The 16,019-nt window shown below is 65.3% G+C and carries 12 protein-coding genes and 1 tRNA gene; 10 read left to right on the plus strand and 3 right to left on the minus strand.

Features of this window, described 5'->3' with window-relative positions:
* The first annotated feature begins 57 nt into the window (after positions 1-57).
* Positions 58-1,002 carry a winged helix-turn-helix transcriptional regulator gene (locus AC4PRM_RS00870; RefSeq protein ID WP_492038454.1) on the plus strand — a complete coding sequence of 315 codons (945 nt, stop codon included), beginning with the start codon at positions 58-60 and terminating at the stop codon, positions 1,000-1,002.
* A gap of 42 nt (positions 1,003-1,044) precedes the next feature.
* Here the strand turns inward: AC4PRM_RS00870 and AC4PRM_RS00875 are convergent, their stop codons facing one another.
* A complete protein-coding gene (locus AC4PRM_RS00875; protein ID WP_492038455.1) occupies positions 1,045-3,246 on the minus strand; it encodes a TonB-dependent receptor in 2,202 nt (733 codons plus the stop codon).
* A 142-nt stretch (positions 3,247-3,388) separates the two neighbouring features.
* Here AC4PRM_RS00875 and AC4PRM_RS00880 point away from each other — a divergent pair, with 142 nt between their 5' ends.
* The 8 genes from AC4PRM_RS00880 (at position 3,389) to AC4PRM_RS00915 (ending at position 13,587) form a co-directional block, all read left to right on the plus strand.
* Positions 3,389-4,288: an SDR family NAD(P)-dependent oxidoreductase gene (locus AC4PRM_RS00880; RefSeq protein ID WP_492038456.1), complete on the plus strand. Its 900-nt coding sequence runs from the start codon at positions 3,389-3,391 to the stop codon at positions 4,286-4,288.
* A 61-nt stretch (positions 4,289-4,349) separates the two neighbouring features.
* Positions 4,350-5,816 carry a carotenoid oxygenase family protein gene (locus AC4PRM_RS00885; protein ID WP_492038457.1) on the plus strand — a complete coding sequence of 489 codons (1,467 nt, stop codon included), beginning with the start codon at positions 4,350-4,352 and terminating at the stop codon, positions 5,814-5,816.
* A 15-nt stretch (positions 5,817-5,831) separates the two neighbouring features.
* Entirely contained in the window at positions 5,832-6,977 is a 1,146-nt protein-coding gene (locus AC4PRM_RS00890; protein ID WP_492038458.1) for an acetyl-CoA C-acyltransferase, read from the plus strand.
* 62 nt (positions 6,978-7,039) lie between these two features.
* The gene (locus AC4PRM_RS00895; RefSeq protein ID WP_492038459.1) at positions 7,040-8,665 is read left to right on the plus strand and encodes an aldehyde dehydrogenase family protein; all 1,626 of its coding nucleotides are present in this window, start codon (positions 7,040-7,042) and stop codon (positions 8,663-8,665) included.
* A complete protein-coding gene (locus AC4PRM_RS00900) occupies positions 8,662-9,888 on the plus strand; it encodes a thiolase family protein (protein ID WP_492038460.1) in 1,227 nt (408 codons plus the stop codon). Before AC4PRM_RS00895 ends, AC4PRM_RS00900 begins: the two co-directional genes overlap by 4 nt.
* Complete coding sequence (locus tag AC4PRM_RS00905; RefSeq protein WP_492038461.1) at positions 9,885-11,402, plus strand: class I adenylate-forming enzyme family protein; 1,518 nt, start codon at positions 9,885-9,887, stop codon at positions 11,400-11,402. Before AC4PRM_RS00900 ends, AC4PRM_RS00905 begins: the two co-directional genes overlap by 4 nt.
* A complete protein-coding gene (locus AC4PRM_RS00910; protein WP_492038462.1) occupies positions 11,399-13,114 on the plus strand; it encodes a class I adenylate-forming enzyme family protein in 1,716 nt (571 codons plus the stop codon). The genes AC4PRM_RS00905 and AC4PRM_RS00910 overlap by 4 nt, the downstream gene beginning before the upstream one ends.
* The gene (locus AC4PRM_RS00915; protein WP_492038463.1) at positions 13,111-13,587 is read left to right on the plus strand and encodes a PaaI family thioesterase; all 477 of its coding nucleotides are present in this window, start codon (positions 13,111-13,113) and stop codon (positions 13,585-13,587) included. Before AC4PRM_RS00910 ends, AC4PRM_RS00915 begins: the two co-directional genes overlap by 4 nt.
* 1 nt (position 13,588) lies before the next feature.
* Here AC4PRM_RS00915 and AC4PRM_RS00920 read toward each other — a convergent pair whose 3' ends face one another.
* A complete protein-coding gene (locus tag AC4PRM_RS00920) occupies positions 13,589-15,409 on the minus strand; it encodes an AMP-binding protein (RefSeq protein WP_492038464.1) in 1,821 nt (606 codons plus the stop codon).
* 97 nt (positions 15,410-15,506) lie between these two features.
* Positions 15,507-15,860 carry a DMT family protein gene (locus AC4PRM_RS00925; protein ID WP_373255653.1) on the minus strand — a complete coding sequence of 118 codons (354 nt, stop codon included), beginning with the start codon at positions 15,858-15,860 and terminating at the stop codon, positions 15,507-15,509.
* 61 nt (positions 15,861-15,921) lie between these two features.
* Here AC4PRM_RS00925 and AC4PRM_RS00930 point away from each other — a divergent pair.
* A tRNA-Thr gene (locus tag AC4PRM_RS00930) sits at positions 15,922-15,997 on the plus strand.
* Positions 15,998-16,019 lie beyond the last annotated feature (22 nt).

The following is a 16,019-nucleotide window of genomic DNA, read 5'->3' on the forward strand; positions in this document are numbered from 1 at the left end:
GCCTGCCCTAACGACGATGATGGAACCGGGCCAAAACCCGTCGTTCAGGGCCACGAATTGACCGCATCGCCTTCCACTTCCGACCTGATCATGGGCAACCCCGTGGCCCGCGCCTTTGCGATCACGGGCGATGCATGGTCGCAACTGATCCTGCGCGAGGCCTTTTATGGCGTGCGGCGCTTCAGTGTCTGGCGCGAACGGCTGGGCATTCCACGCAGCGTGCTGACGGATCGCCTGCAACGCCTGTCGCAGGCCGGCCTTCTGGAACAACGCGAGGCTACAGGTGGGACCCGCCTCGAGTACCGCTTGACCCCCATGGGCCTGGACATGTTCGGCGTCGCCGTCATGCAGGGGCAGTGGGAGCGAATCTGGGCGCAGTCGCCGCTGCAGGAACGCTATGCCATCGCCTTCTTTGATCGGCAGACCGGCGCGAGACAGACGCCTGTCATCCTGGGGTCCCCTCACGGCCAACCTATCGACGTTCGCCATGTCACCAGCGTTCCCGGTCCCGGCCTGAAGGCCATCCCCGCTCCCACCTCGCGGAGACGCCGAACCCAGCCGATCGAGACGGACAGACCGATCATCGACCGGTCCAGCGACATCATGGGCGACTACTGGAGCTGGGCCGTGCTGGCCGCCGCCTTCTTCCGCCTGCGCCGGTTCGACGAGATGCACGATGCGATTGGCCTGGCCACCAACATTCTGGCTGACCGGTTGGCACGCATGGTCCTGCACGGGGTGCTGGAGAAGAAGCTGTATCAGACAGCCCCGCCGCGCTTTGAATACCGCCTGACAGAGGCGGGCCTGGCGCTATACCCCATGATCCTGGCGATGCACGGCTGGAGCGAGCGGTGGCTGTGCCCTCCGGGTGAATCGCCTCTGACCCTGGTCGACAGTCGAACCGGAGAGGCTCTGCACCCCGTCGTCTGCGATGCGGCGACCGGCACCCCGCTGGATCCCCGCAATCTGCGCTGGGAAGTCGAAGCGACGAACCCCGCCTGACCTGTGTCAGACGGGGTGCGCTACGGGGTCTGATCCGCCAGATCAGAACGTTTGGGACAGGGCGACACCGAACGAACGGGGCGCGCCGAAGACGCTGAAGCCGATGCCGACGTTCTTGATGATGTGGACCTGATACTCTTCGTCCGTCAGGTTCTTGCCATAGACCGACAGCTTCAGCCCCCCCTCTGATTCCCAGGATGCAAAGGCGCTAAGCAGGCCGTAGGACGGCACCAGGACCTCGGGGTTGTTCGACGGATCGAAGTAGAAGTCGTCTGTCCACTGATAGTCGATCCGGGTGGCCAACGCCCCGCCCCAGACATCCCATTCGCCATCTGCATAGAGGGTGAACTGGCTCTCGGGCGAGCGCGGAAGGACATTGCCGTTGTAGGGTAATGTCAGAGCTCCCGCCGTCGCATCGGACGTGAACTCGGCGTCCAGGCTGGTGTAGGAACCGCCAACAGTGATGTTGTAGGTCAGGGCCAGGGCCGTCTCGATCTCGAAGCCAGACACCTCGGCCGCCGCGTTTGACGCGACCAACGTCAGGCCTAGCAGCTCATTCACCTGCAAGTCGCTGTAGTCCAGCATGAAGGCTGCAGCATTGAAGCGGATACGGTTGTCCCAGAAGGTGGTCTTGGCCCCGATTTCGTAGTTGTCCAGGATTTCGGACCGTATGGGCGTCGCTGCCTGGGCCGCGTTTTGCGCCGCACTGGGGAAGGCCCCTGCCTTGTAGCCGCGATCGTAGCTGACATAGAAGCGCACGTCCTCGACCGGCTCGACCGCCAGGGCCAGACGCCAGGTAGGCTCCTCGAATGTCTCTTCCGCGCTGACCGCGTAAGGTCCACCCGTCGGGCCCAGCGGAATTCCCGGCGGCGGTGCACCGGTCGTGTCGTTGTTCAGGGCAATCTGGCGCACCTCGCGCTTGTCGTGGGTCCAGCGCGCTCCGACCGTCAGTTCCCAGATGTCCGCAAACTCGAATGTGGCCTGGCCGAAGGCGGCATAGCTGCTGTTGGTCGCGTCCTGCAGGAAGGTGACGTCGCCGCCAAAGCTCGGCGGGGCGATCGGCAGGGCAGTCTGGGTGATGAAGGTCTCCGAGCGGTCGATCTGTTCGTTGAAGTAGAACAGGCCCGCCACCCACTGGAACGGCGAACTGTCATTGGATGTCAGCCGGAACTCCTGGCTGAACTGGGAGGCCGTCTCGTCCGCCCGATCATCGACGAACAGCGGGAAGGCCGGAAAGGTTAGCCCGCCCAGATTGTCCCGCCAGCCATAGTCGTTGTGCCGATAGGAGGTCAGGGAGATGAAGTCGAAGGCCCCGGCCTCATACTCGATCCGGCTGGTCAGGCCCCAGTTCTCGCGGTTCTGATAATTATCTGCCGAAGAGAAGCTCTGGCGCACATCCAGGCCCGCTCGCAGGCTGTTGATCAGGGCGACAAAGGCAGGCGCGGTGGCCGAGGTCGTCACCGGAATACGGGCGTGTCCATCCTGATCGTCCTTGGAGTAATCAGCCCCCAGCAGGACGCGGACCTTGTCGAACTGATGCAGATACTGGCCACGCAGCCCGAAGGTAGAGCCGCCCTGAAGTCCACGCCCTGTCGGGACATTTTCGGCATATCCGTCGTTGGTATTGTACCGGAAGGCCAGTCGCCCGGCTGAGTTGTCGCTCAGTTGCGTATTGAAGAAGCCCTCGACACCGTATTCGTCAAAACTGCCCACGCGCGCCGTCAGCTGCGTCAACTGTTCGAAGGCCGGGGCCTTGGTATAGACGTTGATCGCCCCGCCCGAGGCATTGCGGCCGTACAGGGTGCCTTGCGGTCCACGCAGGATTTCGACCCGCTCCAGATCCAGAAACGCCAGAGAACTGGCCCCTGCCCGACCGATCGGGACCTCGTCGATGGATACGCCGATGGAGGGATCGCTGGCCGCTGAATCGTTCGTCGTACCCACCCCGCGGATGTAAATCTGAGGCTCGCCGATATTGAACTGGGTCAGGGTCACGCCCGGTGCCTTGCCGGCGATGTCGGACAGGCCGGTGGCACTGGTGCGCTCCAGCGTCTCGGCGCTGAAGGCGGTAACCGCGATCGGTACCTCCTGCAGACCCTGTTCGCGGCGCTGGGCCGTGACGACGATCTCTTCCAGAGATGTCGCTTCCTGTGCTGTCGATGCGTCCTGGGCCAGGGCCGGTTGGGCCAGGCCTGCGGCGATGGCCATCACGGCTGCCGACGCGAAATATGCGGTCTTTCTCACTGGTCGCCTCCCTCGTCGGTCCTGGCCCCGTTGATCGGTGGCTCCCCTGACGTCGAGGTAGCTTGCGCTAACGGACCAGATTTGCAAGTCCTTTTACGAAAGCGTCCGCGCCAGAATACGAATTCACATATCGGAGGTCGACATGAGCACACTTCAGGGTCAGGTCGTCGTCGTAACGGGCGCAGGACGAGGACTGGGGCGAGCCTATGCGCTCGATCTGGCCGCCCGGGGAGCCTTCGTCCTGGTCAACACCCGGGATCGTCCAGCGGGCCAGCCCGGCTCGGCAAAGTCAGTGGTCGAGGATATCCGTCAGGCCGGCGGTATAGCGGAGGCCGCTCCCCTTTCGGTGGAAGAGCCTGATTCCGGAGATCGACTGCTGGACGCTGCCCTTTCCGCCTTTGGTCGCATCGACGGCCTACTGAACAATGCCGGAGCCCCCGAGGCCAGAACCCTGCACAAACAGAGCACTGAACAGTTCCGCCAGAATTTCGAGATCAACTTTTTCGGCAGCCTGACCCCTACCCTGCCGATCTATCGGCACATGCGTGAGCAGGGCTCGGGACGCATCCTGATGTCGACCTCCACGGCCGGACTGCACGGTGTGCACGGCATGGCAGCCTATTCGGCATCCAAGGCGGCCCTGATCGGCCTGATGCGGGTCATCGCGCTGGAGGGGGCTTCGCGCGGCGTACGCTGCAACGCCATCGCGCCGTTTGCCGCCACCGGCATGACCGGCGACTATCTGGATGCCGATATGGCCGCACGCATGGCACCCGAGCGGGTCGCGCCCGTGGCCAGCTGGCTGATGTCGCCCGACTGCCCGCTCAACGGTGAGACCCTGACGGCAGGCGCGGGTCGCGTGCGTCGTGCGGCCCGGATCGAAGGGCGCGGTCTCGAATTGCTGCCCGGTTATGGCCCCGACGACCTTGCCGCCCATGTCGACGCCCTGCTGTCACTCGACGGCTGGGCGACCTTCGATGAAGGTCAGGCAGGGTTCGATCACCTGATGGCCGCCGACCTGCCCCGGATCAAACCTGGTTGACTTGCGTTAAGCGACCGAACTGCTCATAGTCCTATCGCACCACACTGTCAGGAGTTCTCCCATGGCCGACGACGCGTCGATCGCACGCCGTATCGAGACCGGAAACCTGTCCGATCTCAACCTGTTGAACCCTTATGTTCAGGGTGCTTACGAGCCTGTCGCGCGGGAAACGACCGCCGATGACCTGCCGGTGATCGGCGAAATTCCGCTCGATCTCTACGGGGCCTTCTATCGTAACGGCCCCAACCCGGCCGCCGCGCCGCAAGGCCTGCATCACTGGTTCGATGGCGACGGCATGCTTCACGCCATCTGGTTCGAGAACGGCAAGGCGGGGTACCGCAACCGATTCATCAAGTCGCCCGACCACGTCGCAGACCTCAACGGCGGCTGTGGGGCGGGCGGCGTCCTCTACCCCTCGACCCGCGCCGACCCGACCTCCACACGGGGTGACCGGGTCTACAAGGACACCGCCAATACGGACGTCGTCCTGCACAACGGCAGCCTGATGGGGCTGTGGTACATCTCGGGCCAGCCGGTCCGCGTCGACGCCCGCACCCTTGAAACCATCGGCGTGGAGAACTTCGGCGGAGCCTTGCCCCGCCACGTCTCGGCCCATTCCAAGGTCGATCCGGTGACGGGCGAGTTCGTCTTTTTCGACTATTCGCTCTACGAACCCTGGATGACGTTCGGGACGGTCAGTGCCGACAACCGGCTAACCCATTTCCAGAAGGTCGACCTGCCTGGCCCCCGCCTGCCCCACGACATGGGGCTGACGGAAAACTTCGTCATCCTGCACGACCTGCCCGTGGTCTTTAGCGAGGGTGGGCTGAAGCGGTCGATGTGGCAGATCCATTTCGCCGATCAGCCCGCCCGTTTCGGCGTCGTCCCGCGCACGGGCCGCGGTGACCAGATCCGCTGGTTCGAGACCGACAGCTGCTACATCTATCACGTCGTCAATGCCTGGGAGGATGGCGATGAGGTGGTCATGACCGCCTGCATGATGGTGCCGAACGGCTATCCGCCCAACCCCGCCTATGGCCCCTATGCCCCCATGGTGAATGTGCTGGCCCTCAATGCCGTGCCCGTCGAATGGCGCATGAACATGAAGACCGGCCAGGTGAAGAAGCGCCAGCTGGACGACCGCATCGGCGAGTTTCCGGCGATCAATCAGGACTATGCTTCACGCAAGACCCGCTGGTCCTATCACGTGGCCATGTCGAAGATGGAGCTTCAGCGGTTTGCGGGTCTCTACAAGTACGACCTCGTCACCGGCGAGGCGAAAACCCATCTGTACGAGCCGTCGATGTTCGGCTCAGAACCCGCATTTGCCCCCCGCATCGGCGCGAAGAGCGAGGACGACGGCTATGTCATCGCCTTCGTCACCGACGAGAACACCGGCAAGTCCGAGGTCCAGGTGATCGACGCCCAGCATTTCGAGGCCGGCCCCGTCGCCCGTGTCATGCTGCCGGCCCGCGTTCCCGCCGGTTTCCACGGCACCTGGGCGCGCGGCGATCAGATAGCAGCCTGAGTCCAGAGAGCATCCATGACCGCTTATATCCACGACGCCGTTCGTACCGCCCGTGGCAAGGCCCGGCCCGATGGGGGTCTGGCCAGCCTAAAGCCGCATGAGCTGGTCGGTGGCCTGATCGACGCGCTGGAGGCCCGAGGTCACCCTGCCCGCAATGCCAATGCCCTGATCCTGGGCTGTGTCGGTCAGGTCGGAGCGCAGGGAGCCAATGTCGCACTGGTGACCAAACTGCATGCCGGCCTGCCTGACGACAGTCCGGCCTACAGCCTGAACAACTACTGCGTCTCGGGCCTGACGGCGATCGGTCAGGCGGCGGGTGTCGTTGAGACGGGTCAGGCTGACAGCGTCCTGGCGGGCGGGGTCGAGATGATGTCCCGTGTGGGCTTCATGGCTGACAAGGCGGATTATTATGAGGATTCCAGCTTCCCGACCCGCACCCGCTACATCCCCGTGGTCGTCGCCGCCGACCGGTTGGCCGAGGACATCGGCGTCAGTCGCGCAGAGATGGACGCCGCCGCCCTGAGCTCCCAGCAGCGCACCGCCGCAGCCGAAGGCACACCTCTCGTCGCATCACGGATCGTCGTGAACGGCCTGGACCGCGAAGAAGCAGCGCGTGCCACGACCACAGCCGAAAGCCTGGCGGCCATGCCTGCAGCCTTTGCGCCTTTGGGTGAGCAGTATGTCGAGGCCTTGGGCGGCCGAACCCTCGACCACCGTCACACCGTCGCCCACGCTCCGCCCATGTGCGACGGGGCGGGCCTGGCACTGGTCACAGGCAAAGCCGAAGGCGCACGCGCACGCATCGTCTCCTGGGCCGAATCTGGCGGCGACCCCGTCGCCTCCCTGACCGCCGGCTTTACGGCGATGGACAGGGCTCTGGAGCGGGCCAATCTGACCCTGGCGGACATGGACCGGATCGAGTTCATGGAGGCCTTTGCCGTCACCATCGTCAAATTCATGCGCGAGCGTGAGGTCGATGCGGACAAGGTCAATGTTGGCGGTGGGCATCTCGCCAAGGGCCATCCCATGGGGGCGACCGGGGCCATCCTGGTGTCCTCCCTGCTGGATGCGCTGGATGCCTGTGACGGGCGCTATGGGCTGGTCGTGGCGGCGGGGGCCCAGGGCGTCGGTTCGGCCATGGTGGTGGAGCGGATGTCCTGACCATGGACGGCTCCATGCCCGTAACCGATCGCCGTGCGGCGCTCATTGCCAGACACGCCCCCATGATCGACGCTGCCATCGCGGCCGTAGAGACACGGCAGGCCTGGTCGCCGTTCAAGGATTCGCCGTCCACGAAGATCCACGGCCCGGACAAGCCGGTGGCGGGCAAGGCAGCCTTCGATGCCCAGCTGAACCGGCCCTTTGACCTCGATCAGCCAGGCATCAGGGGACGTGCGGGTGAAGAAGTGTCGCCCTACACCCAGACCCCGCTGGGCATCACCTACCCGGTCAGCGATCCGCAAGCCCTGATCGACGCCGCCCACGCCGCCTGGCCCGACTGGCGCACCGCGGATCCCGAACTGCGTATCGCCCTGTGCGCCGAGATAGCTCAGCGGCTTTATGAGACCAATTTCGAGATGGCCCATGCCGTCATGCACGTCGCGGGTCAGAGCTATACCCAGGCCTTCAGCGGTTCGGGGCCCAACGCGCTCGACCGCGGCATCGAGGCGCTGGCCTTTGCCGCCAAGGCCATGCGCGCCGTCACGCCCCACGCCACCTGGCACCGCGACTTCGCCGGCGAGGCGGTGGCGCTCGACAAGACCTATGTCTTGGTTCCGCGGGGCATCGGACTGGTCATCTGCTGTGCCAGCTTTCCGACCTGGAACGCCTATCCGGCCATGTTCGCCAGCCTGGCGACCGGCAACCCCATCATCGTCAAACCGCATCCCATCGCCGTTCTGCCCATGGCCATCGTGGTGCGCGAGTGTCGCCGCGTGCTGGCCGATCACGGCTTCGACCCCAACCTGGTCACCCTGGCCGTCGATACCCTGGCCGAGCCGGTTGCCCAGATCCTAGTCGACCACCCCGCCATCCAGATCGTCGACTTCACCGGCAGCCCCCGCTACGGCAGCCATCTGGAACGGACGGTGACAGGCAAGCTGCTGTTCACTGAGACGGCGGGCGTCAACTCGGTCGTGATCGATTCGGTCGCCGACCTCGACGCCGTCGCCAGCGCCATCGCCCGATCTTCCAGCCTGTTCTCGGCCCAGATGTGCACCAGCCCGCAGGTGCTCTACGTCGCGCCTGCCCTGGCTGATCGCTTTGGTCAGGCCCTGGTCGAACAGATCGACGCCATCGCTGCCGACCCGGCCCAGGCCGCCGGTATCATGGGGTCTATTCAGGGCGACGTCAGTCTGAAGGCCGTCGCCGACGTGCGGGCCGCCGTCGAGACGCGCGATGACGTCCGCATCCTGCGTGAGGCGGAGCCTTACGCCCACCCGCAGTTTCCGAACGCCCGCACACTGACACCCCTCGTCGTCGCGGTCGCAGGCTCGGCCCCCGACCTTTACGCCGAGGAGCATTTCGGACCGGTGCTGTTCGTGGTGTCGATGAACGGCGAAGCGGCCGTGCGTGAGGCCACCGATCTGGCCCGAACCCACGGAGCCATCTCGACCTATCTCTATTCGACCGACGAGGCGTTCATCGACCGGGCGACGCCGCTCTACGAAGCGGCCGGGGCCAATCTGTCGATCAACTTGACCGGGGCGATGTGGATCAACTTTGCCGCAGCCTATAGCGACTATCACGTCACGGGGCTGAACCCGGCGGGTAATGCCTGTCTGGCTGACGCGGCCTTCGTCGCCTCGCGCTTCCGCATCGTCCAGCGACGACGGCCAGCCACCGCATGAGCCGAACTGCGTTTATTGCCGGCATCTCCATGACCGCGCTGGGCAAGCGCCCGGACGACAGCGTCAAAACCTTGACCGCCGAGGCTGTGACGGCGGCTTTGAAGGATGCAGGTGCCAGCACCGGTGACATCCAGGCGGCCTGGTTCTCGAACACGCGTCAGCCCATGCTGGAGGGACAGAACACGGTACGCGGCCAGATCGCCCTGCGCGGCCTGGGCATCACCGGCATCCCCATCGTCAATGTCGAGAACGCCTGCGCCTCCGGCTCGACCGCGCTGCTTCAGGCGCTGCACTGGATTCGCGCAGGGGCTGGCGACATCGCCCTGGTGGTCGGGGCCGAAAAGATGGTCTTTCCCGACCGCCCCGACTGCGTCGCCGCCGCCTTCGCGGGCGGCACCGACATCCACGACCGCGAGGGTGTGCTCGCCTACATCCAGACAATGGGCGGCGAGGTGCCGGGAGAAGGCCGCAGCCTGTTCATGGACCTGTATGCCGCTCAGGCCCGCGCCCACATGGACCGATTTGGCTCGACCCAGATCGACCTGGCGAGGGTCGCTGCCAAGAACCACACGGTCGCTGTCCTCAACCCCAAATCTCAATACCGCACGCCGATGACGGTGGATCAGGTTCTGGCCGACAAGCCCATCGTCTATCCTTTCACCCGCGCCATGTGCGCCCCCGTCAGTGACGGGGCAGCGGCCATGATCGTCTGCTCCGAGGCGGGCCTGGCGCGACTATCGGCCCAGTCACGCTCCGTGCGCATCCGCGCCTGCGCCCTGGTTAGCGCCACTGATCGCGCGCCGGACGATTTCGCCCATCACATCGGCCGTCGAGCCGCCCTGGCCGCCTATGAGGAGGCGGGCCTGGGCCCCGGGGACATCGACCTCGCGGAGGTCCATGACGCCACCAGCTATGCCGAGTTGCAGCAGATCGAAAACTTGGGCCTGGCCGAGCCCGGGAGCGTCGGCGCGAGCCTGATTGCCGGTGACTTTGCACTGGGTGGCCGCTCGCCTGTAAATGTCTCCGGCGGTCTGGTCGCCAAGGGGCACCCGGTCGGCGCGACTGGCATCGGACAGTTGTACGAACTCGTCACCCAGCTCCGTGGCGAGGCCGGGTCGCGTCAGGTCGCAAGCGCCCGTATCGCCATCGCTGAAAATGGGGGCGGTTTTCTGGGCGTCGAGGAGGCGGCTACCGTCGTGACCATACTGGAGCGCTCGGCATGAACCCGGTTCATGCGCTCTATGACAATCTGCCCTCCAAGGCCGAACGCCCCGCCATCCATGACGGCGACTTCTGCCTCACACACGCCGACCTGATCGCCCATGTCGAGCAAGCGGCCAGCGACCTGATCCACCGCGGCATCGCGCCGGGTCACCGTGTGGGTCTGTGCGCCACAAACAGCTGGCGACACGTCGTCGGCTATTTGGCCATCCTGCGTGCCAATGCCGTCTGGGTGCCGCTTAATCCTCGCAATGGTGCGGGCCTGAATACCGATCTGCAGGCGCGCGCCGGACTGGCCATGACGCTGCACGACACGGCCTCCGTCGTGGCGGCGGGCCAGACGACGACCGCACTGAATATCGACGACTGGATCGAAGCGCCCTTACCGACAAACACCCCCGCCCTGCCCCCGATCCTCGACGACCGGTATGCCACCTTCGCCATCAAATTCACCGGCGGCTCGACCGGCACGCCCAAGGGCGTCGTCCAGAGCCAGGCCAGCGCCTCCTGCGCCATGGCGTCGCTGAACACGCTTTACGATTTTCGTGCCAACGACGTGAACCTGGCCGTGGCACCGCTGACGCATGGAGCCTCGCACTACATCCTGCCGGTCCTGGCGGCGGGCGGGGCTCACGTGCTGCTGGGCGAGCCATCGCGGGAGGCCATCCTCAACGAACTGAAAACGCGCGTCAGCATCGTCTTCATGCCGCCCACCCTGATCTATCTGCTGATGGCCGAGGCGGCGTTCGAGCCGCATGACCTGCCCCGATTGCGTCACCTGACCTATTCCGCCGCACCCATGCCGCCCGCCCGCATCGCACAGGCCATCGCCCGCTTCGGGCCGGTGCTTGGCACCCTCTACGGCCAGACCGAGGCCCCCATGACCATCGCGGCCCTGACGCCAGCGCAGATGCAGAACCCGACACTGCACGCCTCGGTCGGCCAGGCCTTCGAGAGCACACCGATGGGTGTCCTGTGCGACGATGGTCAGGTCCGCACCGCCAGTGCCGAGGGCGAGGTCGTGGTCAAGGGCGACCTGGCCTCGACCACCTATCTGGACGATGCCACCCAGACCGCTCAGGCCCGTCATGGAGACTGGCTGAAGACCGGCGACATCGGGCGGCTGGATGCCGACGGCCACCTGTTCCTGCTCGGCCGGTCGAAGGAGATGATCATATCCGGCGGCTACAACATCTATCCTGCCGAAGTGGAAACCGCCCTGGCGGCTCATCCCAATGTGCGCGAGGCCTGCGCCTTCGGCGTCGAGGACGCGACCTGGGGCGAGCGGCTGGAGGCGGCGGTGGCCCTGCACGATCCGTCCGGCGACCTCGCAGACCTGACGGCCTTCGTGCGCGACCGCATCGGGCCGGTCCGTACCCCCAAGACCCTGCATTGCCTGGACGCGCTGCCACGAAATCCGGTGGGCAAGGTCGTGCGTGCGGACGTGATACAACTGGTTCACCCGGCGACAAGACCGGCAGGCCTCAGGACGGAAATACTGGAGACAGCACCATGATCGTGGTCCCTCAGGAACGCATTCAAGACTTCAAGGCCAGGGGCTGGTGGGGCGACACCACCCTGGACGATCTGTTCCTGAAGCATGTCCGCGAGCGACCTGACGACGAGGCCTGCGTCGATCCGGTCAATGCCGCCGCCATCGTCGGCGGGGTCGGCGACCGGCTGACCTGGCGCGAGACGGGCATCGCCGTGGACCGGATGGCGGCGGTCCTGCACGCCCATGGCATCGGCAAGGACGATGTGGTGGTCATTCAGCTGCCCAACATCATCGAGCTGGGGATCGCCTATCTGGCCCTGATCCGCCTGGGTGCGATCATCAGCCCGGCCCCGGTTCAATATCGCGAGCACGAGCTGGGCTATATCATCGAAAAGACGGAGGCCGTCGCGGCCATCACCGCCGACCGCATCGGCAAGCATCAGCACGGCGACATGCTGATGGCGGTCAAGACCAGGGCCCCGACCCTGCGCCACGTCTTCGTCCTGGGCGAGACCTGCCCGGCCGGGGCCATCGATCTGGAACCCCTGCTGGACGCGGTTGATGGCAAACAGCATCGCGCGGCCCAGAGGGCCTCCAAGACTGCCCGCATCACCGCCGACGACATCGTCACCATCTGCTGGACCTCGGGCACCGAGGCCCAGCCCAAGGGTGTCCCGCGCAGCCACAATGAGTGGATCATCATGGGCGAGGGCGTGGTCGATGCCGCCGACCTGACGCCGGGCATGCGGCTGTTGAACCCGTTTCCCATGGTCAACATGGCCGGTATCTCGACCAGCTTCGTCAGCTGGCTGTTGCTGGGCGCGACCCTGGTCCAGCACCAGCCGTTCGACCTGCCCGTCTTCCTGCAGCAGATCCGTGACGAGAAGATCGACTACACCGTCGCCCCGCCCGCTATTCTGAACCTGCTGCTTCAGAATGAGGCGTTGCTGGAAGGCATCGACTTCGGGCGGTTGAAATCCATCGGCTCCGGCTCCGCCCCTCTGTCGGAATGGATGGTTCGGACGTTCCACGAGAAGTACGGCGTCCAGATCGTCAACTATTTCGGCTCCAACGAGGGGGCCTCCTTCCCCAGCGCCTGGCAAGACGTCCCCTCCCCCTCCGACCGCGCCGTCTTCTTCCCTCGACTGGGTGAAGGCCGAAAATGGAAGGCGAAACTGCACGACCGCATCTTCACCCGCCTGGTCGATCCCGAAACCGAGCAGGAGATCACCGAGGGCGGCAAACCCGGCGAGCTGCGCGTCAAGGGTGCGACCGTGTTCTCGGGCTACTGGCAGGCACCCGACATCAACGCCCGTGCCTTCGATGCCGACGGCTGGTTCCGCACCGGTGACCTGTTCGAGCTGGCGGGTGACGAACTGCAGTTCATTCGCTTCGTCGGCCGACTGAAGGACGTGATCATCCGCGGCGGCATGAACATCTCGTCCGAGGAAATCGAGGGCCACCTGGCCGGTCACCCGGCCGTGGCCGAAGCCGCCGTCGTCGGTGCGCCAGACCCCAATCTGGGCGAGCGACTGGCCGCCTTCGTCGTCTTCAAGCCGGACCGGACGGCGAGCCTGGAGGAGATCAACCGCTTCCTGACCCAGGACAAGCAGATTGCCGTCTACAAGCAGATCGAGCGACTGGAAACCATCGCCGCCCTGCCCCGCAATCCCGTCGGCAAGGTTCTGAAGCGAGAGCTGCGGGACCAGCTCGGCAGCGGCGTGTCTGCGTGAACCAGGGGACCGATCAGGCCGAGGCCACCTTCCATCTAGACCCGTCAGAGGACGGGCTGACGCTTGCGCGGCGCTGGATGGCGGCTGGCTATGCCGGCGGCTTTCCCGAACGGCTGCGTTCTCGCCCGATCGCACTGGAGCGGGGGTACATCCGGCTGGAATGCAGCCTCGATCCGGGCCACGCCAACTTCGTAGGCCTGGTCCACGGCGGGGTGACGGCGTCTCTGGTCGACATGGCAGGCGGCGGGGCGGCCATGACCCTGCTGAAACCGGGCGAGACTCTCCTGTCCACCGACCTGACCCTGCGCTTCATCAACGCCGCCCCGATCAGCGGCAATGCCCTGATCGCGGAAGGCCGGGCCGTGCATCAGGACGCGCGCAAGGTCGTCGTTGATGTCACGGTCACCACACCCGAGGACCTGCTGATCGCCCACGGCACGGTCGGCGTCTCGATCCGCCGGCCGCGCGCCTGATCTAGTCCGCGACCACCACCAGCGGACCGGGCGAATCGGCGTACAGCGCTTCCAGATCACCCGGCCGATTGTCCAGCACCGCCCGGCGATTGACCGTGCCCTTGTCCGACAGCTCATGCGCATTGGGATTCGGCGGCGTCAGCAGCAGACCAAGCCGGGCAATCCGGCTGCTGCTGCCTTTCTGGCCCGCATTGTGGCGGGTCAGACGGCTCTTCAAAGCCTGGGGCAGCGCCCCGGACTGCAAGGCTTCGGCCACTGGCACGCCCAGCTCCCGTGCCACCCCGTCCGACGACGGCCAGGCCAGCAGGCCCAGATACGGCCGGTTGTCGTCGCACACCGCCACCTCGGCGATCAACGGCGACAGCGCCTTCAGCGCCGCATCCCGAACGGCTCCACCAGAGACCCATACGCCGGAGTCCAGTTTGAACTCCTCGGCCGCCCGCCCGGCGAAGGCCACACCACGTGTCGGGTCTGCGGAATCGACGAAAGTGACCAGATCGCCGGTGCGGTAGAAGCCCTCCTCATCAAAGACCTGTGCATTGCGCACCGGGTCGTCCAGATAGCCTGCTGTGACGCTGGGCCCCGCGATGCGTAGTTCATACCGATGATCGTGCGGCACCAGCTTGATTGTGGTCCCCGGCAGTGGCAGCCCCAAGCTGACCCGGTCGGTATACTCATAGCCCGCCATAATGCCGGACGTGGTCTCGGTCGCGCCGTAAGCCGAGGGCATCAGAATGCGGTGTCCCGTCTCGGCCACGGCCATGGCCTGGATGCGATCCATCACCGGCTGGGCCAGGGCGGCACCGCCGAACAGCATGATCCTGAGTTCGGAAAAGAACATCCGGCGCAGGTCCGCATCCGCCTCCAGCGCATCGGCCAGCAAGGCATAGCCCAGCGGTACATTGACGTAGTAGCGGACCGGCTGTTCCTTCAGATTGCGGATCGACAGGTCGAACAGACCCGGCATCGGCTTGCCGTCATCGATGTAGAACTCGCCGCCCGACAGCAGCGTCGCCCGCAAGACCGCCGCTCCCGCCACATGGTGCCACGGCATCCAGTTCAGCACCTTGTCCGTCCAGTTCAGCCGCGTCAGCTGTCCGCCCGACGCCGTATTGGCCGCGAGGTTCGACAGGCTGGCCGCCACGGCCTTGGGCAGGCCTGTGGAACCGGACGTCAGCATATATTGGACGATCTTCTCCGGCTTCAGCGCCTCGATACTGGCTCCGACAGCCTCGGTCGGCTCGGTCTCAAGCACACTTTTCAGGGTCACCGTCTCGCGGCTCAGCACCTCCGGCGTGCCGGTGATCACGATGGCGTCGCCCAGGTCCAGCCCGTCGATCGCCGCCGCTACCGCCCGCGCATCCTCGATGAAGACCACCGCGGGCCGGACCAGAGACAGCACATGTCGCAACCGCCCCAGATCACCACCCACCAGCGCCAGCAAGGGGCTGACCGGCGCGCTGATGGCGGGCGACGCCAGCGTCCCGAACAGAAACGCCGCCATGGCCGGGGAATTGGATCCCATCATCAGCACCGGCCCTGTCACGCCCCGATCGATCATCCACTGGGTTACGCCATCGCACTGACGCTTCAGAGCGCCATAGGAGACCGTCTGCCAGTCGCCCGTGCCGCCTTCGCGCCGATGCAGGGCCGGGGCTTGCGGCTGACGTGCCGCCACCTCTGCAAAGGCACGCGGCATGTTGAAATCATGGTCCTTCAGCGCAGTGCGCGAGGCGATGCGATAGATGCCATCCTGAACCTGCACATCCAGATCGACAGGCAGCAGTTCCGCCTCACGCCAAGGTGCCGTCGATCCGTCCATGAACTCTCTCCCGTGACACTCTGCGATGTCTGGCGACAGCTTCACGGCATCGGCCCCTCAGGTCAATTGCGTTGACGGACCAAATCGCACCGATGGCTCACAGCGGCCCGCGAAAGATGAACCAGGCCCCGGCGATGATCAGGACAAACCCCACCGCATGGTTCATCGTCAGCTTCTCGCCCAGAAAGCTGACCGAGAAGACGGCGAACACGATCAGGGTAATCACCTCCTGCATCGTCTTCAGCTCTGCCGTCGAATAGACCGCATGACCGATCCGATTGGCCGGTACCGCCAGACAGTATTCGAACAGGGCAATGCCCCAGCTGACGATCACCACCAGCCAGAGCGGCTTTGAGCCGAACTTCAGATGGCCGTACCAGGCGAGCGTCATGAAGACGTTCGACGCGATCAGCATCAGGACAGGGGCGATGTGGGCAAATGAGATCGGCATGAAATCCCCGGCTTGCGTCAAAGCCGTTGCGCCATCATAAGGGCCGCCGCGTCAAGCGGACGCCGGCTTAGCTCAGTTGGTAGAGCGCCAGTTTTGTAAACTGGATGTCGCGGGTTCGATTCCTGCAGCCGGCACCATTTTTCAGTGCCTGAGTCTGCA

The organism is Brevundimonas sp. DW-iso22, assembly GCF_058725425.1.